The sequence below is a fragment of the Azomonas macrocytogenes genome (genome assembly GCF_014191985.1).
Lineage (GTDB): Bacteria > Pseudomonadota > Gammaproteobacteria > Pseudomonadales > Pseudomonadaceae > Azomonas > Azomonas macrocytogenes.
In genome coordinates this window covers 79,031-99,262 of record NZ_JACHXI010000006.1, presented here as the reverse complement: position 1 = coordinate 99,262, position 20,232 = coordinate 79,031, and the positions used below count along the sequence as shown (strand labels likewise).

At 63.2% G+C, this 20,232-nt stretch carries 17 protein-coding genes; 9 read left to right on the top strand and 8 right to left on the bottom strand.

Annotation, left to right across the window (positions count from 1 at the left end):
- Positions 1 to 44: 44 nt before the first annotated feature.
- A complete protein-coding gene (gene polA, locus FHR87_RS08075) occupies positions 45 to 2,777 on the top strand; it encodes a DNA polymerase I (protein ID WP_183166202.1) in 2,733 nt (910 codons plus the stop codon).
- 255 nt (positions 2,778 to 3,032) lie between these two features.
- Here polA and FHR87_RS08070 read toward each other — a convergent pair whose 3' ends face one another.
- Positions 3,033 to 4,235, bottom strand: a complete 1,203-nt coding sequence (locus FHR87_RS08070) for an MFS transporter (RefSeq protein ID WP_183166201.1) — start codon at positions 4,233 to 4,235, stop codon at positions 3,033 to 3,035.
- Positions 4,236 to 4,407: 172 nt separating this feature from the next.
- On the opposite strand from FHR87_RS08070, the gene FHR87_RS08065 reads away from it, so the two are divergent.
- Positions 4,408 to 5,319 carry a LysR family transcriptional regulator gene (locus FHR87_RS08065; RefSeq protein ID WP_183166200.1) on the top strand — a complete coding sequence of 304 codons (912 nt, stop codon included), beginning with the start codon at positions 4,408 to 4,410 and terminating at the stop codon, positions 5,317 to 5,319.
- A gap of 26 nt (positions 5,320 to 5,345) precedes the next feature.
- Here FHR87_RS08065 and FHR87_RS08060 read toward each other — a convergent pair whose 3' ends face one another.
- Positions 5,346 to 5,639, bottom strand: a complete 294-nt coding sequence (locus tag FHR87_RS08060; protein ID WP_183166323.1) for a hypothetical protein — start codon at positions 5,637 to 5,639, stop codon at positions 5,346 to 5,348.
- 208 nt (positions 5,640 to 5,847) lie between these two features.
- Between FHR87_RS08060 and FHR87_RS08055 the strand changes: the two genes are divergently transcribed.
- The 3 genes from FHR87_RS08055 to FHR87_RS08045 all read left to right on the top strand — a co-directional run bounded on the left by FHR87_RS08055 (position 5,848) and on the right by FHR87_RS08045 (position 9,076).
- Positions 5,848 to 6,615: a TSUP family transporter gene (locus FHR87_RS08055; protein ID WP_183166199.1), complete on the top strand. Its 768-nt coding sequence runs from the start codon at positions 5,848 to 5,850 to the stop codon at positions 6,613 to 6,615.
- A 184-nt stretch (positions 6,616 to 6,799) separates the two neighbouring features.
- Positions 6,800 to 7,102 (top strand): type 2 periplasmic-binding domain-containing protein, encoded by a 303-nt coding sequence (locus FHR87_RS19165; protein ID WP_246335872.1) that lies wholly within the window; start codon positions 6,800 to 6,802, stop codon positions 7,100 to 7,102.
- Positions 7,103 to 7,450: 348 nt separating this feature from the next.
- The gene (locus tag FHR87_RS08045; protein ID WP_183166198.1) at positions 7,451 to 9,076 is read left to right on the top strand and encodes a glycoside hydrolase family 68 protein; all 1,626 of its coding nucleotides are present in this window, start codon (positions 7,451 to 7,453) and stop codon (positions 9,074 to 9,076) included.
- A 284-nt stretch (positions 9,077 to 9,360) separates the two neighbouring features.
- On the opposite strand, the gene FHR87_RS08040 is transcribed toward FHR87_RS08045, so the two are convergent.
- Positions 9,361 to 10,992 carry a glycoside hydrolase family 32 protein gene (locus FHR87_RS08040; RefSeq protein ID WP_221189778.1) on the bottom strand — a complete coding sequence of 544 codons (1,632 nt, stop codon included), beginning with the start codon at positions 10,990 to 10,992 and terminating at the stop codon, positions 9,361 to 9,363.
- 66 nt (positions 10,993 to 11,058) lie between these two features.
- Here FHR87_RS08040 and FHR87_RS08035 point away from each other — a divergent pair, with 66 nt between their 5' ends.
- Positions 11,059 to 11,400 (top strand): hypothetical protein, encoded by a 342-nt coding sequence (locus tag FHR87_RS08035; protein ID WP_183166197.1) that lies wholly within the window; start codon positions 11,059 to 11,061, stop codon positions 11,398 to 11,400.
- Positions 11,401 to 11,789: 389 nt separating this feature from the next.
- Here the strand turns inward: FHR87_RS08035 and FHR87_RS08030 are convergent, their stop codons facing one another.
- Entirely contained in the window at positions 11,790 to 13,004 is a 1,215-nt protein-coding gene (locus tag FHR87_RS08030) for an MFS transporter (protein ID WP_183166196.1), read from the bottom strand.
- 152 nt (positions 13,005 to 13,156) lie between these two features.
- On the opposite strand from FHR87_RS08030, the gene FHR87_RS08025 reads away from it, so the two are divergent.
- Positions 13,157 to 14,044, top strand: a complete 888-nt coding sequence (locus FHR87_RS08025; protein ID WP_183166195.1) for a LysR family transcriptional regulator — start codon at positions 13,157 to 13,159, stop codon at positions 14,042 to 14,044.
- 89 nt (positions 14,045 to 14,133) lie between these two features.
- On the opposite strand, the gene FHR87_RS08020 is transcribed toward FHR87_RS08025, so the two are convergent.
- The 4 genes from FHR87_RS08020 to FHR87_RS08005 all read right to left on the bottom strand — a co-directional run bounded on the left by FHR87_RS08020 (position 14,134) and on the right by FHR87_RS08005 (position 17,126).
- A complete protein-coding gene (locus FHR87_RS08020; protein ID WP_183166194.1) occupies positions 14,134 to 16,089 on the bottom strand; it encodes a DUF7844 domain-containing protein in 1,956 nt (651 codons plus the stop codon).
- A complete protein-coding gene (locus FHR87_RS08015; RefSeq protein ID WP_183166193.1) occupies positions 16,086 to 16,406 on the bottom strand; it encodes a DUF2388 domain-containing protein in 321 nt (106 codons plus the stop codon). Before FHR87_RS08015 ends, FHR87_RS08020 begins: the two co-directional genes overlap by 4 nt.
- A gap of 5 nt (positions 16,407 to 16,411) precedes the next feature.
- The gene (locus FHR87_RS08010; protein ID WP_183166192.1) at positions 16,412 to 16,729 is read right to left on the bottom strand and encodes a DUF2388 domain-containing protein; all 318 of its coding nucleotides are present in this window, start codon (positions 16,727 to 16,729) and stop codon (positions 16,412 to 16,414) included.
- Between the two features lie 76 nt (positions 16,730 to 16,805).
- Entirely contained in the window at positions 16,806 to 17,126 is a 321-nt protein-coding gene (locus tag FHR87_RS08005) for a DUF2388 domain-containing protein (RefSeq protein WP_183166191.1), read from the bottom strand.
- A 345-nt stretch (positions 17,127 to 17,471) separates the two neighbouring features.
- Between FHR87_RS08005 and gspE the strand changes: the two genes are divergently transcribed.
- Positions 17,472 to 19,019 carry a type II secretion system ATPase GspE gene (gspE, locus tag FHR87_RS08000; RefSeq protein ID WP_183166190.1) on the top strand — a complete coding sequence of 516 codons (1,548 nt, stop codon included), beginning with the start codon at positions 17,472 to 17,474 and terminating at the stop codon, positions 19,017 to 19,019.
- Complete coding sequence (gene xcpS, locus FHR87_RS07995; protein WP_183166189.1) at positions 19,019 to 20,230, top strand: GspF family T2SS innner membrane protein variant XcpS; 1,212 nt, start codon at positions 19,019 to 19,021, stop codon at positions 20,228 to 20,230. Before gspE ends, xcpS begins: the two co-directional genes overlap by 1 nt.
- Positions 20,231 to 20,232: the final 2 nt, after the last annotated feature.

Below are 20,232 nucleotides of genomic sequence, written 5' to 3'. Positions count from 1 at the left end.
CTTCCATTTTAGCGCCGGACCCGCCGAAAAGGTTGATTCTACCCATGAACCAAGCGCCTCTCGTTCTGGTGGACGGTTCGTCCTACCTGTATCGCGCCTTCCATGCCCTACCCCCGCTGACCACCTCCACCGGCAAGCCGACCGGTGCGGTGAAAGGTGTGCTGAACATGTTGCTCAGCCTGCGCCGCCAGTATCCGCAAAGCCCCTTCGCAGTGGTCTTCGACGCCAAAGGCAAGACCTTTCGTGATGAACTCTTCGCCCACTATAAATCCCACCGTCCGCCGATGCCGGATGATCTGCGCGCTCAGGTAGAGCCACTGCATGCCAGCATCCGCGCCCTGGGCCTGCCGCTGTTGTGCGTCGATGGCGTGGAAGCCGATGACGTGATCGGCACCCTGGCCCGGCAATGCGCCGGCGCCGGGCGCGACGTGGTGATCTCCACCGGCGACAAGGACATGGCCCAGTTGGTCTGTCCGCACGTCACCCTGGTCAACACCATGACCGGCAGCGTCTACGACATCGAGGGCGTAAAGACCAGGTTCGGCGTCGGCCCGGAGCTGATCATCGATTTTCTCGCGCTGATGGGCGACAAAGTGGACAACATTCCCGGCGTGCCGGGCGTGGGCGAAAAAACCGCCTGCGGCCTGCTCACCGGGATCAATGGCGGCTTGCAAGGCATCTACGCCAACCTCGACCAGGTAGCCGGCCTGTCGATTCGCGGCGCCAAGTCGCTGGCCGCCAAGCTGGAAGAACACCGCGACGCCGCCTTTCTCTCTTATGAACTGGCGACCATCAAGCTCGACGTACCACTGGATATCGAGATCGATGCCCTGCTGCCCGAGGCGCCGCACCGCGAGGCGCTGATTGCGCTCTACCGGGAGCTGGAGTTCAAGGCCTGGCTGGATGAACTGCTGCGCGAGGCAGCTGCCAGCCAGGACGACTCGGACGGTGAATCGATCCAGGCCCAGGCGCAGTACACCACCATCCTCGAACCGGTCGATTTCGCCGCCTGGCTGGAAAAACTCAAAGCCGCCACGCTGTTTGCGGTTGATACCGAAACCACCAGCATCGATGCCCAGCGCGCCGAGCTGGTCGGCGTGTCGTTCGCCGTCACTGAGAACGAAGCGGCCTATGTACCGCTGACGCACCGCTATATGGGCGCGCCGGAGCAACTCGACCTGGATACAGTGCTCGCCGCGCTCAAGCCGCTGCTGGAAGACCCGCAAAAAACGAAAATCTGCCAGCACGGCAAGTACGACATGAACGTACTGATCCGTTACGGCATCGAACTGCGCGGACAGGCCTACGACACCATGCTCGAATCCTATGTGCTGGACGCCACCGCGACCCGCCACGACATGGATAGCCTGGCGCTGAAGTACCTTGGCCGCGGTACCATCCGCTTCGAAGACATCGCCGGCAAGGGTGCCAAGCAGCTGACTTTCGATCAGATCGCCATCGAGCAGGCGGGGCCCTACGCCGCCGAGGATGCCGATATCACCCTGCGCCTGCACCGGACGCTGTGGGAAAGACTCGAAGCCATACCGTCGCTGGCCAAGGTGCTGACCGACATCGAAATGCCGCTGGTACCGGTACTGGCGCGCATCGAGCGCAACGGCGCGCTGGTCGATGCTGAGCTGCTCGGCGTGCAAAGCCGCGAGCTGGGCGAGAAGCTGATCGAGCTGGAGAAAGAGGCCCATGCCATCGCCGGGCAGGAATTCAACCTGGGTTCGCCCAAGCAGCTCGGCGCCATCCTCTATGAAAAACTCGGCTGCCCGGTACTGTCCAAGACCGCCGGTGGCCAGCCTTCCACCGCCGAAAGCGTACTGGCCGACCTGGCCGAGCAGGATTACCCGCTCCCCAAGGTGATCATGCAGCATCGCACCCTGAGCAAGCTCAAGGGCACCTACACCGACAAACTGCCGCAGCAGATCAACCCGCGCACCGGGCGCATCCACACCAGCTATCACCAGGCGGTCACCGCCACCGGACGGCTGTCCTCGAGCGACCCGAACCTGCAGAACATCCCGATCCGTACCGCCGAAGGCCGGCGTATCCGCCAGGCCTTCATTGCCCCCGAAGGCTACCGGTTGCTGGCGGCGGACTATTCGCAGATCGAACTACGCATCATGGCGCACCTGGCCCGCGACGAAAGCCTGCTGCATGCCTTCCAGAACGACCTGGACATCCATCGCGCCACCGCCGCCGAAATCATGGGCGTGCCGCTGGAAGAAGTCAGCAATGAACAGCGCCGCCGCGCCAAGGCCATCAACTTCGGCCTGATCTACGGCATGAGCGCCTTCGGTCTGGCCAAACAGATCGGCGTCGGCCGGCCGGAAGCCCAGGCCTATATCGACCGCTACTTCGCCCGCTACCCCGGCGTGCTCGCCTACATGGAACGCACTCGCGCGCAGGCCGCCGAGCAGGGTTACGTCGAGACGCTGTTCGGCCGGCGCCTGTACCTGCCGGAAATCCAGTCGAAGAACGGCAACCTGCGCAAGGCCGCCGAGCGCACCGCCATCAACGCACCCATGCAGGGCACTGCAGCGGACATCATCAAGCGCGCCATGGTCGCGGTGGATCACTGGCTGCAGGACAGCGGCCTGGATGCCCGGATCATCCTGCAGGTCCACGATGAGCTGGTGCTGGAAGTACACGAGCAGCATGTGGAGGAAGTGCGGGAAAAACTCGCCCCGCTGATGAGTCAGGCCGCCGACCTGGCCGTACCGCTGCTGGTCGAGACAGGCATCGGCAACAATTGGGACGAGGCGCACTGATAACGACCCGCGCGGCTCCCGGCTGAACCAATCCCCGAACTATCAAGTCAAACACAGGGAGCGGCTTGTAAAAGCCTCTCGATGCTCTTTAATTGTGTTAAGTGCTGGCAGATTCCGGGCCCAAACCCTAGCGGTCCGGACTTGAACCTCGAACTTCTATCCCCACTGAAGTTCGAGGTTTTTTATTGCATGCGGACTCCAGCATTGAACGTGGCTGGTCTGCGCCAGGCCCATCACCGCGAGTTTTCCGAGAGATTAAGCGGATTCACTATTAGCCTGGGCCCTCAGCGCTTCGTCCCGCCGCATCTGCCAACGCATCCAGACGATGCCCAGACCCACGACTGCCGCGCCGACCCAGGCGTTGCTGGTCAGGCCCAGCGCCTCCAGGGTGGCCCCGCCCAGCAGCGAACCCAGCGCGATACCGCCATTGAAACCGGCGATGTTCAGCCCGGCGGCCACCGCCGGCGCCTGCGGCGCATGGATATGCGACAGCCCGATCACCCGCGCCTGCAAGGCCGGCACTGCGGCGTAGGTCAGCGCACCCAGCAATCCCGTCAGCAGCACCATCAGCACTAGCGACGCCGCCGACAGCCAGATCGCCAGCAACACCGCCGTCAGGCCGACCAGCACCGTCATCACTGCGTGCTCCGCCCCCTTGCGATCGGTCAGGCGGCCGCCCCAGACGTTGCCGATGGCCGCCATCACGCCATAGCCCAGCATCAACAGGCTGGCCGAGCCTTCGCTGATCTTCGTCACCTGCAACAAGATCGGCGAGATATAAGTGTAGAGGGTGAACGAGCCGGCATAGGCCAACACCGTGATACCCGCCCCGGCCAGCAGGGGCGGGTTGAACAGCGCTTTCAGGCCGTCCAGCGCCTTGGCCTGCATTGAGGTAGCGTTTCGGTCCGTTGGCATCAGGACCAACAGGCCCAGGAAGCCGATGGCGCCACTCGCGGCCACGGCCATAAAGATGACTTGCCAGCTCAGCACACTGCCCAGCCAAGTGCCGAGCGGCACCCCCAGCGCCAGGGCCAGCGTCAAGCCGCCGAACACCACGGCCACTGCCGCCCCGGCCCGATGCCGCCCGGCCAACTGCGTGGCGACGCTGGAGGCCACGGCCAGGAACACGCCATGCCCGAGGCCTGAGGCAAAGCGCGCCACCAGCATCGGCGTCAGCGCAGCGGACAGGCTGACCACCGCATTGCCCAGCGTGAACAGCGCCATCGCCACCAGCAACAGGCGCTTGCGCGGCCAGTGTGTGGCGAGCGCCGTGAGGCCCGGCGCGCCGATCACCGCACCCAGCGCATAGGCCGTAACCGCTGTGCCCACCTGGCTGACACTGGCATGCAGGTCGGCAGAGATGGTCGAAACCAGCCCAATGGTGACGAACTCGGTGAAGCCCAGGGCGAACGCGCAAAGCGCGAAGACGTAGATGACGAAGGGCATGCGCAGGGTCATGACTCAATGTCCATCGCAAGAAGAAGGTGCAGGGACATAACGAACTCCTAAAATCAAATGGAACACGCCGCCAATAGCGACGGCATGCTGGGCCTGGATCGTCATTCTGGAGAGAGGGGGTTACTCTTGGAACTGACCAAAATAAACAAATACTTTCTCTGGAATGACCCAAATGGCCTTGCGCAACCTGGATGACCTAGCGGTGTTCGTGCAGGTGGTGGAGCGCCATAGCTTTTCCGCTGCCGCCCGCGACCTGCACCTCGCCCCCAAGACGGTGAGCAAGCAGATTGCCCGGCTGGAACAGGCGCTGGGCACCACCCTGTTCGAGCGCAACACCCGCAACCTGCGAATCACCGACGAGGGTCGCGCCATCGCCGAACGGGCACGAGTCGCGCTGGGCGTACTGGAAGAAGTGCAGGAACTGGCGACCGGCGGCAGCCGCGATCTGCGCGGCAGCATCCGCCTGACCGCGCCCACACCTTTCGGGCGCAAGTACGTGGCCTCGGCGATCCACGACTTCTGCCGCCTGCATCCCGGGGTTGGCTTCGACCTGCGCTTGTCCGACCAGGTGCAGGACCTCTACAGCGGCGACCTGGATCTAGCGATTCGCATGGGCGAGATGGCCGACTCACGGTTGGTCGCGCGGCGCGTGGCCGACAATCGGCGGATATTGGCGGCCTCCCCCGCTTACCTGAAAGCACAGGGCAGCCCCGCGCAGCCGGAAGATCTGGCACGACACAACTGCCTGGTGTTCGCCTATCCGGGCCTGTTGCAGAACATCTGGCCGCTGCGCAAGGGCCGCCGGGAAAAGCCCGTCGCGGTCGGTGGCACGCTATGCAGCGACAACGGCGACGTGCTGCACGCGTGGTGCCTGGCCGGACTGGGCATCTCGCTGCGCGAGACCTGGGACATCCATGAGGAACTGCGCGACGGACGGCTGGTGCGCGTGCTGCCGGAATGGGAAGCCACGCCCTCGAAGATCAGCCTCGTGCGGGCACGGCGGGAACCCGTGCCGCGCCGGTTGATGGTGTTCAGCGATTTCCTGCTGGAACGCTGGCGGGATGCACCGTGGGATGCGGCCTGACAAGCGCATCGCTACCGCATCAGCCGTCATGGGCACAAGCCGGGAGGCGGTGCCAGTGAAATGGGTGGTTCGGCCTGGTAGGCCCGGTGCAGCAGTTCCAGGAAAGACCGTGCCTCCGTGCTGCCGTCCCAGAACGCCAGATTCCAGATCTGGCCCCTCGCTGATGCGTCCCTGGTGATCGGCGAAGGCGGCATCGTCGAAGCCTTGAGCGACGGCTCGGTGGAGCTGGCGATTGCCACCATCTGCGCGGATAGGATGGCGACAGACAGGGATTTACCGCCATCCACGGTTGTGCCGGAACCAGAGCAGTCGGAGTGCACGACCGTCCAATATTCCGTGAACCTCTCATTCGCAAAAGACGGCTCAAGGCAAGCGAACTCATTCCGCACTGCTGGCGCAGCTCCTTGAGTCGCTCGGGATTGGCCCCGCCATCGATTCGACCACCTCGATCGGCGCCATCGGTCCACAGCCGGCCATCACACGCTCGGCCCTGGCACAGGGGTGACCGCGTACTTACAATCCAGGCCCATGTCCTTCGAACTGATTTTCCTGTCGGGTGCGGCCCTGTTCGCCGGTTTCGTCGATGCCATCGTGGGTGGCGGCGGCCTGATTCTGGTGCCCGCGCTGTTTGCCGGCTTGCCCGGTGTGCATCCGGCCACGCTGCTGGGCATCAACAAGGGCACCGGTATCGCCGGCACCGCCGTGGCGGCAGCCCAGTTCAGCCGGCGTGTACAGATGCGCTGGGCCAGTCTCTGGCCGGCCACGCTGGCCGGGCTGGCGGGCGCTTTTCTCGGCGCCTGGACGGTCACACTGATCAGCCCCGACTTCCTGCGCAAACTGCTGCCTTGCGTGCTGATCGCCGTGCTGGCCTACACCGTGGCGCGCAAGGACCTGGGCCGCAACCATGCACCGCGCCTCGAAGGCCGTGCCGAAACCCTGGTGGCTTCGGGCATCGGCCTGCTGATCGGTTTCTACGATGGTTTCTTTGGTCCTGGCACCGGCAGCTTTTTTGTCTTCCTGTTCGTGCGTCTGCTGGGCTACGACTTCCTGCACGCATCGGCTTCGGCCAAGGTGCTCAATACCGCTACCAACCTGGCCGCGCTGCTGCTGTTCACACTCAAGGGCCATGTGTGGTGGCACTTCGTGGTGGTGATGGCAGTGGCCAACATCGCCGGCAGCCTGCTCGGCACCCGACTGGCGCTCAAGCACGGCGCCGGCTTTGTGCGCGGTGTGTTTATCCTGGTGGTGACCGCCCTGATCATCAAGACCGGCCTGGACGCCTTCAACGCCGTCTGAGGCTGGCAGTCCGGGCCGGATTTACACGATTTTCTCTGTCCGTTGATCAGGCCGCTTTCGCGGCGCATGCGACCCAAAGCCTTCCAACAGGCATCCACGGCGGCGCGGGCCTTGGCGAATGAATCCCAGATTGAGCGTGGGCAGCGGCTGTTGCAACGTACAAGGCGAGGAGTCTGCCGCCGTGATGCGCGAGGCCATCGTGGCCGCGCTGCGGGAGTCGGCCAGGCTGGGCCTGAGTGTTGCCTTGCTCGCAGTACCCGATGCGCTGCCGTGGCTGGAGTCGGGCGAACTGGTGCGGGTGCTGCCGCGCTGGTGGGCGTTTTTAGGAAACCTGCGTGAAAACCACCGGAAACGAAAACGCATTGCGGCGTGTCGAGCAGCAATAACGGGTAATTCGATGGGTATCGAACGCGATCAGAACCTTGGTTGCTCCTTTCGAGCGCAGCTCGTACTTGCGCTAAGCAGCCTGCTGGTCTATCAACATTAGGTACAGCGCAGCAAAGGCCCAGTCTTCAAAATGTCGGTCGAATACGGGCGGCGCTGTGTCATCCGCACACATTAGCTGCCACAGATCAAAGTTCATAACACGTTCTAATTGCTAGCATCGCGTCCGCTTTCAAAAAAGGGAAATATTCTGATGTTAATCATCGATCAACCTATTCGGCGATCTCTCATCAGCGGATACAGGCGGCGCTGTGTCATCCGTATCCACTAGCTGCCGCAGATTAAAGTTCATAACACTTTTTACGTTTTTAGCATCGAGTCCGTTTTCAAAAAAAATAAGAAAATAGTACGTGCCATCATCTCGTCCGCTTTTAAAAAAAGGAAATATTTGATGTTAATCATCAATCAACGTATTCGGCGATCTTTCGTCAGCGGAATCGCTGCGACGACGCTGTTCAGCAGCGCCACAGCAGCCGTTGCGGTTCCCTACCTGCAACCCGGCCCTGAACCTGCGGTGCACACGCAGAAAGCATTCGCGCCCCAGGACACCTTCACAGCGAAGTGGACTCGTGCCGATGCACGTCAGATCAAGCGGATGTCGGACCCGGGGGCCGGCTCGCGTCAGAGCTCGATGCCTGCGGAATACACCATGCCCAACGTCCCGCAGGACTTCCCCGACATGTCGAACGAGCAGGTCTGGGTGTGGGATACCTGGCCCCTGACCGACGCCAACGCGAACCAGTACAGCGTTAATGGGCAGGAGATCATCTTCTCGCTCGTCGCCGACCGGAACCTCGGCTTCGATGATCGCCACGTGTTCGCGAAGATCGGCTACTTCTATCGCCCGGCCGGCATTCCCGCCAACCTACGGCCAACCAACGGCGGCTGGACCTACGGCGGTCTCGTCTTCGACGAGGGCGTTACCGGCAAGATCTTCAAGGATCAGTCGTACAGCCATCAGACGCAGTGGTCGGGCTCGGCGCGCATCTTCCCAGGTGGCGAGATCAAGCTGTTCTTTACGGATGTCGCGTTCTATCGTGACGCTGAGGGCAAGGACATCAAGCCGTACGACCCGCAGATCGCGCTCAGCGTCGGCATGGTGCACGCCAACAAGAAGAAAGGCGTGTGGTTCACCGGCTTCAAGAATGTTATTCCGCTCCTGTCGGCCGATGGCACGTACTACCAGACCGGTGAGCAGAACCCGTACTTCAACTTCCGTGACCCGTTCACCTTCGAGGACCCGGCCCACCCGGGCGAGACCTTCATGGTTTTCGAGGGCAACTCGGCCATGCCGCGAGAGTCTGCCGTGTGCACCGCAAAAGACCTCGGCTACCAGGCAGGTGACCCCTACGCCGAGACCGTCGAGCAGGTGAACGCGTCGGGTGCGACCTACCAGATCGGCAACATCGGTTTGGCGAGGGCGAAGAACAAAGACCTCACCAAGTGGGAATTCCTGCCGCCGATCCTCTCGGCGAACTGCGTGACCGACCAGACCGAACGGCCGCAGATCTACATGAAGGACGGCAAGTACTACCTCTTCACCATCAGCCACCGCGGCACCTACGCAGCCGGCCTTGATGGCCCCGAGGGCGTGTACGGCTTCGTGGGCAACGGGATCCGCAGCGATTACCAGCCGATGAACCAGGGATCCGGGCTGGTGCTCGGCAACCCGACGAACCTCAACTTCAACGCCGGGTTCCCGTACGCTCCCGACTATAACCAGCCCTTAGGCCACTTCCAGGCGTACTCGCACTACGTAATGCCGGGCGGCCTGGTGCAGTCGTTCATCGATACGATCGGCACCGAGGGTAACTTCCGGCGCGGCGGCACCCTCGCACCGACCGTGAAGATCGATATCGAAGGGGCGTCGTCGGCGGTTGACCACTCCTACGGTTCCAACGGCAACGGACTGGGTGGCTGGGCCGACATCCCGGCGAACCGCAATGTGAATCCGGTCGAGCAGATCAAGCAGCAGATCAAACTGCTGCTCGAGCAGCTGATCAAGCGACTGCATTAACGGATCTCACGAAGAGACGCCCGGCTGGATTTCCAACCGGGCGTCTCTTTGTGTGTGCCTGGACTTGAGAAGGGTAGGATGCGGCGTCAACAGCTGTCGCATCCCGCCTGGTCCTACTCGGTGCCTAATGTAGAACTAGAACGCGACTTCAGGCGGCGGCCGAGGAGGTACTGTCACGTTGCTGGCAGGTTGACGGAACGGAGATGCGGCCTTCAGCAGGGAAGGGAGCGACGTGGCACCGGCTCTGCACTCAGCCTACAGGCACCACTGGCTCACCAAGTGACTCACCGTCGCCTTGGAGTGCCTGCTCCATCATGCCGCTCGATCGGCGCGATCGCGAGCGGCGCGAGTCGGAAGGAACGCAGTTCGGTGTCGCCGCCGAGCGACTCAACCGAGAGCCCGTTCGCGCCGGGGGCCCCGAACGCGAGATTCGAGAGCACGGCCTCGCCGTCGTTCACGAAGACCTCGACCGAGGCCGCATCGACGATGACATCAAGGGTGACGACACCGTTGCGGGCCGGCGCCGGCACTGTACGAACCTTGCGGTAGACCTCGGGCATCCGGCCGGCCGCCGCATCCGCGTCGCGCGCGACGAAGGCGATGCCGTGCACAAAGTCGTACCCGACGGTCGTGAAGTGCCCGCCACCCTCTTTGATGCGAAAGCGCACCTCGTCGGCGCTCGAGGCCGCGTCGAGCTGGACCCGGAGTCGGTAGGCATCGGATTTCGGCTGGGGGAGCTTCGCCCCCGAGGCTTTTGTCACGCGTACCTTGGAACGCACCTCGGCGCCACCCTCGAGCTTGTCGAGCGCGTCGATGGGCTGCGAGACGAGCATCGGCTCGCCGTCGACCGATCGCAGCTTGATGCGTCGCACGATCGAGTCGGCGCCGCCGTGCCAGTCGTCGGTCGGCAACTTGGTGGCGTAGGCCCAGTTGTTGAGCCAGCCGATGGCGTAGCGGGAAGCAAGGCGTTCGGCGGCGCCCTGTCGCGGGTCATCCCACGTCACGGTAGCGTAGAAATCGGCGCCCGAGTCGAGCCATCGCGGTTTGTCGCGATCCGCGGTGAAACGCTCGCCGTCCCAGTTGCCGGTCCAGTACACGGTTCCCGTGGTCATGCCCATGTCGGCACCGTTCGCGCCTGTCACGAGCACCCATCGCGTGTTCGCCGGATCACCGTCGACCGACATGCGGAACAGGTCGGGGCACTCAAGGAGTCCGAGGTCGTCGCGCTTGAAGTCCGATCGGTACGTCCAGCGCTTTAGGTCGGGCGAAGTATAGAAGCCGATCTTGTGGCCCTCGGCGAGCGCCATGAGCCATTCGTTGCGGGCATCGTCCCAGATGATCTTCGGGTCACGCCAGTCGTCGACGCCCGGATTGTCCATGACGGGATTGCCGTCGTACGCCTTGAAGCGGTAGCCGCCGTCGGTCGAGACGAAGAGCGACTGCCGCTGCACGCCCTCGTGCTGCTGGGTCATGATGGCGATCACCGCGCCGGCGCCAAAGCCCGCGGTGTTCTTGGTGTCGATCACGGCGCTGCCGGTTTCGATGTCGCCGAGGCCGTTCTTGTACTTGTCGATCGCGACGCCATGATCCTGCCAGTGCACCAGGTCGGTCGAGGTCGCGTGGTACCACTCAGTGCCGTTTCCCTTGGGGTAATCAGCGTTGTAGAGGTAGTAGAAGTGCCAGACGCCGTCGATCAGGATCGGGCGCTGAGGATCGTTTATCCAGTGCTTGGCGGGGGTAAGGTGTACAGCGGGCCGGTGGAGCGACCAGTCGGCCGGCCGCGTGAACCTGGATGACTCGGTTGGCGGCGGGGTCGCCGGACCGGACGCGAACACGAGCATCGCCACGGTCACGGTGATGAGCAGCGCGGCAAGCGCGCAGACCGATGCGCGCTTCGAGATGAGATTGCAGTTCATGATTCTCCGTGTTGGGTGTCGAGCACCTATCAGAGCTTGCTGCCGAAGCGTTCATCGAAACCCTCGATGCGTCTTCGCAACAGAACTTGGGGAGCAGATGCGTCACTCGAGGAATCCTCGGCTACGCTGGCCAACTCCAAATCGATTTGCAAAATGAGAGGCTCCGCTCTCAGTGGATCGGATTCCGCTGAGCGCGCGATCACCTGCGAGCTGATGCGAATCCGCGGACTCTCGCGGGAGGTTCTCGCGCTTCGAGACACCCGTTGCCTGAAATTGAATCCGTGCCGCATCGTGGAAACAGTAGGGGGTGTCTTAGAACCTGTTGACGATCTGCTGCGCGTCGGCCAAACGGCGTTGAAACCAGCCTGGATCGCCAGCCCGGTCGAAATGCTCATTTACCACCCGTAAACTCGCACGCGAGCCCGGTCCGCTTCCTCAGCCGTTTTCGCCGCCGTTTAGCTCTCGCTCGCGAGATCGTGAACAGGCTCTTGGCACTCCCATTCATATGAAAGAAGCACTTTATTCAAGTAAAGAGGCCACTTTCCGACACGTTCGACGCATGGCCTGGAACGGGGTCAGAGAAGGTAAGCCGCCGTCACACTTAACTTTTAACGTTATCAAAAGTATAGGCCGGCCTTCGAATGCAGGTCAAGTCAGTGATTTAGAACGTATTATGAACTTTGATTCACAGTAACCAGTGGGTGCGGATGACCCAACGCCTCCTGTATCCGACCGACATTTCCGATGAAGACTGGGCCCTTGCCACGCTCTAGACTAGCGGGCTTGCTTATCTGGCTTCATTTCCCCAGCGCCGGGAAACCGCGATGCTTGGCAGACCACGCCACGACCAACGTTGCCAGCAGCAGCACCAGTAGTGCAGGAGAAAACGCACCGACGCCGAAGTGATCCAGCAATACGCCGCCGACGATGCCGCCGCCCGCAATAGCTATGTTCCAGGCCGTCACCAACATGGACTGCGCAACATCCGCCGCTTCCCCGGCCGTCTTGGCGAGCGCTGTCTGAAACAGGGTCGCAGCACCACCGAAGGCAAGGCCCCAGGCACCGACCGCCGTATAAACGGCGGCAGGCTCGTTGCCCGTCAGCCCCAGCGCCAGTGCCGATATTCCGAACAAGGCCGTGCTGGCGAGGGTCAACGCCCGCAAATGGCGGTCGATCAGCACGCCAATGATCCAGATACCCAGCAACGATGTGACGCCAAACACCAGCAGTACCAGATCCGTCCGTTCCGCCATGCCGGCCGTCGCCAGAAACGGAGCGATGTAGGTATAGAGGATGTTGTGCGCGAGGACGAAGGCCAACACCACGAACAACACCGGGCGAATGCCCGGCAAGGTGAACACATACCCCAGCGACAGCCGCTTGCCCGTGGCCTGCCCGGCGAAATCAGGCACCTTGATGCGTACCCAAGCCATCAGCATCAGCGCCAGCAAGCTCATGATGCCGAAGCACATGCGCCAGCCCACCAGATTACCGAGAAAGGTGCCGGCCGGCACGCCAAGGGACAGTGCCAGTGGCGTACCGACCATCGCAACGGCGATGGCTCGCCCCTTTTGGTGCTCGGGCACCATGCGGGCGGCATAGCCCGCCAGCAGCGCCCAAAGCAGTCCCGCCGAGACGCCCGCCAGAAATCGGGCCACCATCGTCAGAGCATAGATGGTGGAGAGCGTCGTAACCGTGTTGGCGACGGCAAAACCGGCGATAGCGGCCAGCAGCAACGGCCTGCGCCGTGCTCCCTGCGTGGCGGCAGTCAACGGAATGGCCGCGACCAGCGAGCCGATGGCATAGATCGTGACGAGTTGGCCAGCCAGCGCCTCGGAAATCATCAGCCTGGCACTGATCTGCGGCAGCAAACCGGCCGGCAGGGCTTCGGTCAAGATCGTGACGAACCCTGCCAGAGCCAGTGCCAGTAGCGATGCGATGGGTAGCCGCGCCGATGTTTGATCCGCGCCGCCGCTCTCGTTGAGGGTGCTTGTTCCTGTTGAAGTTGTCATGGTTTCGCCTGTTTGGAGTGCTGATGACACGCCAAACGGCGCAGCCCATCACACAGTGAGAACAGGCGATCATCTTGGGTGGAGGGGCCAAGCAAGACAATAATGCTAATGCTCACAACATATCGGACAAATATTCTTGAATAGGCGCAACGATGGAATCACTCAACGGCATCGCGTTCTTCGTGCAGGCGGCGGAAACCCGCAGCTTTTCGGAGGCCGGGCGCGTGCTTGGCATCTCGTCTTCCGCCGTGGGCAAGAGCGTGGCGCGACTGGAGGAACGGCTGGGCGTACGCCTGTTTCATCGCAGCACGCGCAGCATCACCCTGACCGCCGAGGGCGCGCTGTTTCTTGAGCGCTGCCGGCGCATTCTCTGCGAGGTCGAGGCGGCGGAATTGGAACTGTCGGAAACCCGGCTGGCCCCGCAAGGCAAGCTGCGCGTGAGCCTGCCGCTGGTCAGCGGGCTGGTCATGCCAGCGCTGACGGCATTCATGCATCGCTACCCGGCCATCGAACTGGATGTGGATTTCTCGGACCGGATGGTGGATGTGATCGAAGAAGGCTTCGATGCGGTCATCCGTACCGGTGAGCTGGCGGACTCCCGGCTGATGTCCCGCCAGTTGGGAACGTTCAAATTGCTGTTGGTTGGCTCGCCCCGGTACTTCTCCAGGCATGGCATTCCCCGCGTGCCCGCCGACCTGGCGCAGCATGCCTGCCTGCAACACAAATTCCCGAGTACCGGCAAGCTCGAGCCGTGGCCATTGCGGATGCCGGCGGGAACTGCAGAACCCATCCTTCCGGTCTCGATGGTGAGCAACACCACCGAAGCACTGATTCACGTCGCCCGCGACGGGTTGGGGATTGCCTGCCTGCCGGACTTCATGGTCCGCGATGCCATCGTGGCGGGCGAACTGGTCACGGTGCTGGACGACTTCAACCAGCACCAGGGCACCTTCCGTATGCTCTGGCCATCCAGCAAGCATCTGGCACCGAAGCTGCGAGTGTTCATCGACTTCATGGGCACGGAGCTTTTCAAAACCTGATGGGCTGGAGCCAGCCCAACGAATATCCTCGCTAGCGCCCAAACGTCCACGACACGGCCATCCCGAACCGTGGCCGCAGATGTTCTGCATTACGGCAACACCAGCCCGCCTCCGGCCTTGTGCAACTGGCGCAGATGCTTGCCCAGCTCGGCCAGATTGCCCTCGATATTCTCCAACTCGGCACGCCTATCGGCGTTCACCAGCAAGCGCACTTCCTTGTCGAGCATATCGGCGAGACGGTTCATGCGAGCCTGGCGTTCGCCGCTGGCCTTTTCCAGGCGCTGCCATTCGCTGGCCTGGGGCAGGCCGTAACCTTCGTCGTCGAGCAGTTCGGCCGGACGGCTCAGGTAGCTGCTACTGGCGAGAATTTCCTTAAGCATGGCGTCGGCCCTGGCCATGCCGTCGCCGGGTTGCTCGCGATTGCTCAGGTAACGGCGCTTGAGCTCGTCGCGGCTCAAAAGCAATTGGCGAAACTGAGCAGCCTGTTCCACCAGCAGCAAGGCGGCGGCGGTACGCAGGTCGGCGCGCACGAACCAGCGGCGGCGGTCGCTGGCCTTGGTGTCCAGCCATTGTTCGACGCTGTCCTCGGGGACACCGAGCCGGCTTTTGATCACCTCGAACATGGCTTGATAGCGCTCGCGGTAGGAGTCGAAGCGATAGCCCAGGCGCAAGGCTTCGCGCGGGTCTTTCAGTTTGTCGGCGTCGGCCAGGCCATGGGCCAGCAAAAGTTCCAGCAGGCCGTTGGGCATGATGGTTTCCAATCGCGACAGTTCCTGGCGGTCGACGCCGCCACGCAGTAGCGACAAGGTTTCCACCGCGCAGTTGTTGGAAAGGAAGTAGTAGTTGCCGTCATAGCTCCAGTGCAGTTCGGCGCTCCGCTCGACGAAGGCGCGGATTTCCGCCCGGGACAGACGCAGCGGCACCGAGGTCAGGCCGCGCAGTTCCATCTTGGTGTACTCGTCGATCACCTGATCCAGCGGCAGCACGAACAGACGCGAGGGGTATTCCCCGGTCAGGCCGCGCCAGCTGGAGAGCTGCACATCGTCGACAAAGGCGCGAAAGGACAGCACCAGATGCTGATTCAGGTCCAGCCGGCAATCCGGCCCGCGCGGGCGGCCCGGCGCGCAGATGATCAATCGCAGCATGCTGTGGCCCCAGCGGCTGGCCCAGTCCTGGTTGGCTTCGGCGAACAGATAGTCCACTTCGAGGATTCGCTCCGGGTCGAGGCGCAGCAGCGGGGTATGGGCGAAGTCGCGGCCGGCGTTGAGGATCGGGAAATCCGCGGCGCAGGTTTTCCGGTATGGCTGCCAGGCGAAATGCTCGCTGAAGTAGCGGTACAGCGAAGGCCGGCGGCAGGCATAGTCGGGGTCGAGCAGGAAATACTCCATGTTGACGGCGACGAACTCGCGCGGATTGCTCAGCTCGTAGGCATCCGGGTTGCGTGCCACCAGGCCGTTCTCATGCTCGCGCTCGCCGCGCCAGCCAATCCGCCGCTGCCAGCCGGCGAGATCGAGCAGGCGCGGATCGTCGCTCAGGCTGAAACGGCGCTGGTCCTGGCCAAGGCAGGCTTGCGCCTGCCCGATCTGGCCGAGGCTGTCCGCCGCCTGCCGGCAACGCGCCAGAACTGGCGCGGTCTGCGCCTGCCAGAGTCGGGCGCGGTCATACAGGTGGGTCAATTCGTGCAGCACGGTGGCCAGCAGTTCGCGGCGCAGTGTGCCGTGGATGCGGCCGGTGCTCTGGCGAGCGGCGGAACCGTCGGCCAAGGCTGGCAAGAGGCGGCGATCCAGTTCGAGTGTATTGCCGCCGGCACGGCCGTAGACGTTGCCGGGCAGGTCGGCGCGCCACCGGACCTGCACCTGGCGGTCGAGGCGTTCGACAAAAACCGGCGGTAATGCCGCCAGGGCCTCGTCCAGCAGGGTCTGGCTGGCCTGGCGCTGGGCCGGGTCCAGATCGGTAGTCTGCAGAACCAGCCGCAGCTCGGCCTGGGTGCCGCCTGCCGCCAGCGTCAGACAGCCGGCCAACAACCAGGTCCGGCGTCGACTCACAAGGCCAGGATGGTTTCGGCCAGGGTCAGATCGCTGGCTTCACGAGCCTGCGGGAAGCGCTCGCGCAGGGCCTTGAGCGCGGCTTCGAGCTGCGCGCCACGAATATCGCCGTTAGTGGCGACGAAGCTGGCCGCCTCCGCCCGCGCCTGGACTACCACCTTCATATCGCGGACCGAAGTGGTGGTATCGGAAGTGAAGTCGAGGGTGCGATCGGTGGAGCGGGTGGAAATGTTGAACAGCCGCTCCAGACTGTGGGCCTCGACAGTGCCGGCCAGCACCGTCAGCAGCGTAGCGGTGGAAATCACGAGCTTGCGCAAGATGGTTACTCCTTGGCGTCAATGGGCAGGGACGAGAAAAGAATGGCTTCAGCCAGTTCCATATCACTGTCCTGTTTGGACCATTTTTCGCGCAGGCGGTGCAGCGCTGCTTCCAGTCGCGCGCCACGCAGCGCGCCACCGCTGGCGACGAAGCTCGCCGCATCGTCGCGGGCCTCCAGGATCAGCTTGTTGTCGAAGGGCGAGCTGCTGATCTTGCTGGTGACGTAAACGGTACGCACGGTGGCATCGGTGGTGGCATCGAAGGCCTGGACCGTAGCGCAGAAGCTGCCGGCCACGGCAAAAACGAAAGGTAACGTTCGCATGATAGGTTCGGGGCAAAAAAAACCCTGCAAGGCTAATCAAACGCAGCGCCATGATCCAGCGTCATGGCGGCACAGTTCAGAGGGTCATGATGGCCTGGGCGAGTTGCAGATCACTGGCTTCTGCCAGGTGCGGTGCTTTCGTGCGGATGTGCGCAAGGGCGGCTTCCAGGCGGACGCCGCGCTGCTCGCCGTTGCTGGCTACGAAACGGGCAGCATCGTCGTGGGCCTCCTGCACGATCTTGTCGTCCTCGAAGGATTCGGTGGTACCATTGGTCGAATCGGTGATACGCGCGGATGTCCAGTCGGTCATCGCGGTAAAACTGGAAGCCGAAGCCGTTCCGGCCTGGAATAAAGTGGCGGAGCAGAGGATGGCCAATAAATATAAATATCGAGACATGAGGAAATCTCCCTGGGTTATCGCGTCGAACCATTCATCCGCTGAAATCGGGTAACGGTACAGAGTTTGCTCGATGCACTGTAACTCCCGTTTACCCTGATTGAAACAGGCTGGAAACGTCAACTTTTTCACGGTCCACCCCGATTCGAAGTGAATGGCGGATAACAGGAATCGATAAATTGACGTGGCAGCAGTCAGTAAAACAAACAAGCGTCAATGTTTTTGCAATGAAGTTCGGCTTCAATGAATGGTCGCATCGCAGGCTGCGTGTCCGACGCTTCGTACTCGGCCAGATCGGCTCGCAGCCCCGTAACACCGGCGCTCGCCCGAACAGGTAACTACCCCATGCCCGATCCGGATCTGATCGCACCGCAGGCCCCGCACATCCCGGTATCCCGACGCCTGCCTTTCGCCTTTGCCCGGCGCCATGGCGTCCTGCTGCTGGAACAGGGTAGCCCGCATCCGGGTGGCCCGCATGAGGACGACCTGCAAGGTCCGTGTATTTATGCGCGCCAGGGCGCCCCGCTGACCGCCCTGCAGGAAGCCCAGCGGCTGGCGGGCGCCGCATTACCGGTAAGCTGGCTTACGGAGACCGAATACGATCAAGCCCTCGGCGCGACCTACCAGCACGAAGGGTCGGCGGCGGCGATGATGGCCGAGGATCTGGGCAGCGACCTGGATCTGGCCAGCCTGGCCGAGCACATGCCCAAGACCGAAGACCTGCTGGAGCAGGAAGACGACGCGCCGATCATCCGCCTGATTAACGCCATCCTCGGCGAAGCGATCAACGAGAATGCTTCGGACATCCATATCGAAACCTTCGAGAAACGCCTGGTCGTGCGCTTTCGGATCGACGGCATCCTGCGCGAGATCGTGCAGCCCAAGCGCGAGCTGGCGGCCTTGCTGGTCTCGCGGATCAAGGTCATGGCGCGCCTGGACATCGCCGAGAAGCGTGTGCCGCAGGACGGGCGCATTTCCCTGCGGGTCGGCGGGCGCGAAGTGGATATCCGCGTCTCCACCCTGCCCTCGGCCAACGGCGAGCGAGTGGTGCTGCGTCTTTTGGACAAGCAGGCCGGGCGCCTGACCCTCGGCCACCTGGGAATGAGCGATACGGACCGCTCGCGTCTGCAGGAAGCGGTGGTCAAGCCGCACGGTATCATCCTGGTCACCGGCCCCACCGGCTCAGGCAAGACCACCACGCTGTACGCCAGCCTGACCACGTTGAACGACCGGTCGCGCAACATCCTTACCGTCGAGGACCCCATCGAATATCACCTCGAAGGCATCGGCCAGACCCAGGTCAACCCCAAGGTGGATATGACTTTCGCCCGCGGCCTGCGCGCCATCCTGCGCCAGGACCCGGACGTGGTGATGGTCGGCGAGATCCGCGACCAGGAAACCGCCGACATGGCCGTACAGGCCTCGCTCACCGGCCACCTGGTGCTCTCCACCCTGCACACCAACAGCGCCATCGGTGCGGTCACGCGGCTGGTGGACATGGGCGTCGAGCCCTTCCTGATTTCGTCCTCACTGCTGGCTGTATTGGCCCAGCGGCTGGTGCGGGTACTGTGCAATGACTGCAAGCGCCCCTATGTCGCCGACGCTGCCGAATGCGCGTTGCTGGGCGTCGATCCCGTAGCGGCACCGACGCTCTACCACGCCGAAGGGTGCGACGCCTGCCGCCAGCTCGGTTATCGCGGCCGGACCGGCATCTACGAGCTGGTGTTGATCGACGATACCCTGCGCAGCATGATCCATACCCGCCTGTCCGAGCAGGAGATGATCCGCCATGCGCGGCTGCTCGGCCCCAGCATTCGCGCCGACGGCATGCGCAAGGTGCGCGAAGGCGCGACAACGCTTGAAGAAGTCCTGCGGGTAACGCGAGAAGAATAATGGCCGCTTTCGAATACAAGGCACTCGACCCACGCGGGCACGAGCAAAAAGGTGTGATCGAGGCGGACAGCGGCCGCCAGGCGCGCCAGCTATTGCGCGAACGCCAGTTGGCACCACTCGACGTGAAACCGGCCCGCGCCAGGGAAGAACGGGGCCCCTCCGGCAGCTTCGGCAAGGGGCTATCGGCGCGCGATCTGGCGCTGGTGACCCGCCAGCTGTCGACCCTGGTCCAGGCGGCGCTGCCCATCGAGGAAGCCCTGCGCGCCGCCGCCGCGCAAGCCACGTCGCAGAAGATCAAATCCATGCTGCTGGCCGTGCGCGCGCGAGTGACCGAGGGCCATACCCTGGCGGCGAGCCTGGCCGCCTATCCCTCGGCCTTCCCCGAGCTGTACCGCGCCACGGTCTCGGCCGGCGAGCATGCCGGGCATCTCGGACCGGTGCTCGATCAGTTGGCCGACTACACCGACCAGCGCCAGCAATCGCGGCAGAAGATCCAGTTGGCGCTGCTCTATCCGATCATCCTGATGGTCGCCTCGCTGACCATCGTTGGCTTTTTGCTCGGCTATGTGGTGCCGGACGTGGTACGGGTGTTCATCGACAGCGGCCAGGCACTGCCGGCGCTGACCAGCGGGCTGATTGCCGTCAGCGATCTGGTCAAGGCCTGGGGCTGGCTGTTGGTGCTGACGACCGCCGGTGTGCTGCTGGGCATGCGCCAGTTGCTGCGCGATCCCGCTCGCCAGCGGCGCTGGCACGGTTTCATCTTGCGTCTGCCGCTGATCGGCCGGCTCAGCCGGGCGACCAACACTGCCCGTTTCGCCTCGACGCTGGCGATTCTCACCCGCAGCGGCGTGCCGCTGGTGGAGGCGCTGGCCATCGCGGCGGCGGTGATCGGCAACCTGCGTATCCGCGACAAGGTGGTCGAGGCGGCGCAGAAGGTGCGCGAAGGCCGCAGTCTGACCCGCGCCCTGGAAGGCACCGGCGAGTTCCCGCCGATGATGCTGCACATGATCGCCAGCGGCGAGAAATCCGGCGAGCTGGAACAGATGCTGGCGCGCACCGCACGCAACCAGGAAAACGACCTGGCCGCGCAGATCGCCCTGCTGGTCGGCCTGTTCGAACCCTTCATGCTGGTCTTCATGGGAGCGGTGGTGCTGGTCATCGTGCTGGCGATCCTGATGCCTATTCTTTCTCTCAACCAACTCGTAGGGTAATG

What these genes read in the sequence shown, in the direction of transcription:
- polA (WP_183166202.1), top strand. Translation starts at nt 45, where the DNA reads ATGAACCAAGCGCCTCTCGTTCTGGTGGACGGTTCGTCCTACCTGTAT.
- FHR87_RS08070 (WP_183166201.1), bottom strand. Translation starts at nt 4,235, where the DNA reads ATGACCCTGCGCATGCCCTTCGTCATCTACGTCTTCGCGCTTTGCGCG.
- FHR87_RS08065 (WP_183166200.1), top strand. Translation starts at nt 4,408, where the DNA reads ATGGCCTTGCGCAACCTGGATGACCTAGCGGTGTTCGTGCAGGTGGTG.
- FHR87_RS08055 (WP_183166199.1), top strand. Translation starts at nt 5,848, where the DNA reads ATGTCCTTCGAACTGATTTTCCTGTCGGGTGCGGCCCTGTTCGCCGGT.
- FHR87_RS19165 (WP_246335872.1), top strand. Translation starts at nt 6,800, where the DNA reads ATGCGCGAGGCCATCGTGGCCGCGCTGCGGGAGTCGGCCAGGCTGGGC.
- FHR87_RS08045 (WP_183166198.1), top strand. Translation starts at nt 7,451, where the DNA reads ATGTTAATCATCAATCAACGTATTCGGCGATCTTTCGTCAGCGGAATC.
- FHR87_RS08040 (WP_221189778.1), bottom strand. Translation starts at nt 10,992, where the DNA reads ATGAACTGCAATCTCATCTCGAAGCGCGCATCGGTCTGCGCGCTTGCC.
- FHR87_RS08035 (WP_183166197.1), top strand. Translation starts at nt 11,059, where the DNA reads ATGCGTCTTCGCAACAGAACTTGGGGAGCAGATGCGTCACTCGAGGAA.
- FHR87_RS08030 (WP_183166196.1), bottom strand. Translation starts at nt 13,004, where the DNA reads ATGACAACTTCAACAGGAACAAGCACCCTCAACGAGAGCGGCGGCGCG.
- FHR87_RS08025 (WP_183166195.1), top strand. Translation starts at nt 13,157, where the DNA reads ATGGAATCACTCAACGGCATCGCGTTCTTCGTGCAGGCGGCGGAAACC.
- FHR87_RS08010 (WP_183166192.1), bottom strand. Translation starts at nt 16,729, where the DNA reads ATGCGAACGTTACCTTTCGTTTTTGCCGTGGCCGGCAGCTTCTGCGCT.
- FHR87_RS08005 (WP_183166191.1), bottom strand. Translation starts at nt 17,126, where the DNA reads ATGTCTCGATATTTATATTTATTGGCCATCCTCTGCTCCGCCACTTTA.
- gspE (WP_183166190.1), top strand. Translation starts at nt 17,472, where the DNA reads ATGCCCGATCCGGATCTGATCGCACCGCAGGCCCCGCACATCCCGGTA.
- xcpS (WP_183166189.1), top strand. Translation starts at nt 19,019, where the DNA reads ATGGCCGCTTTCGAATACAAGGCACTCGACCCACGCGGGCACGAGCAA.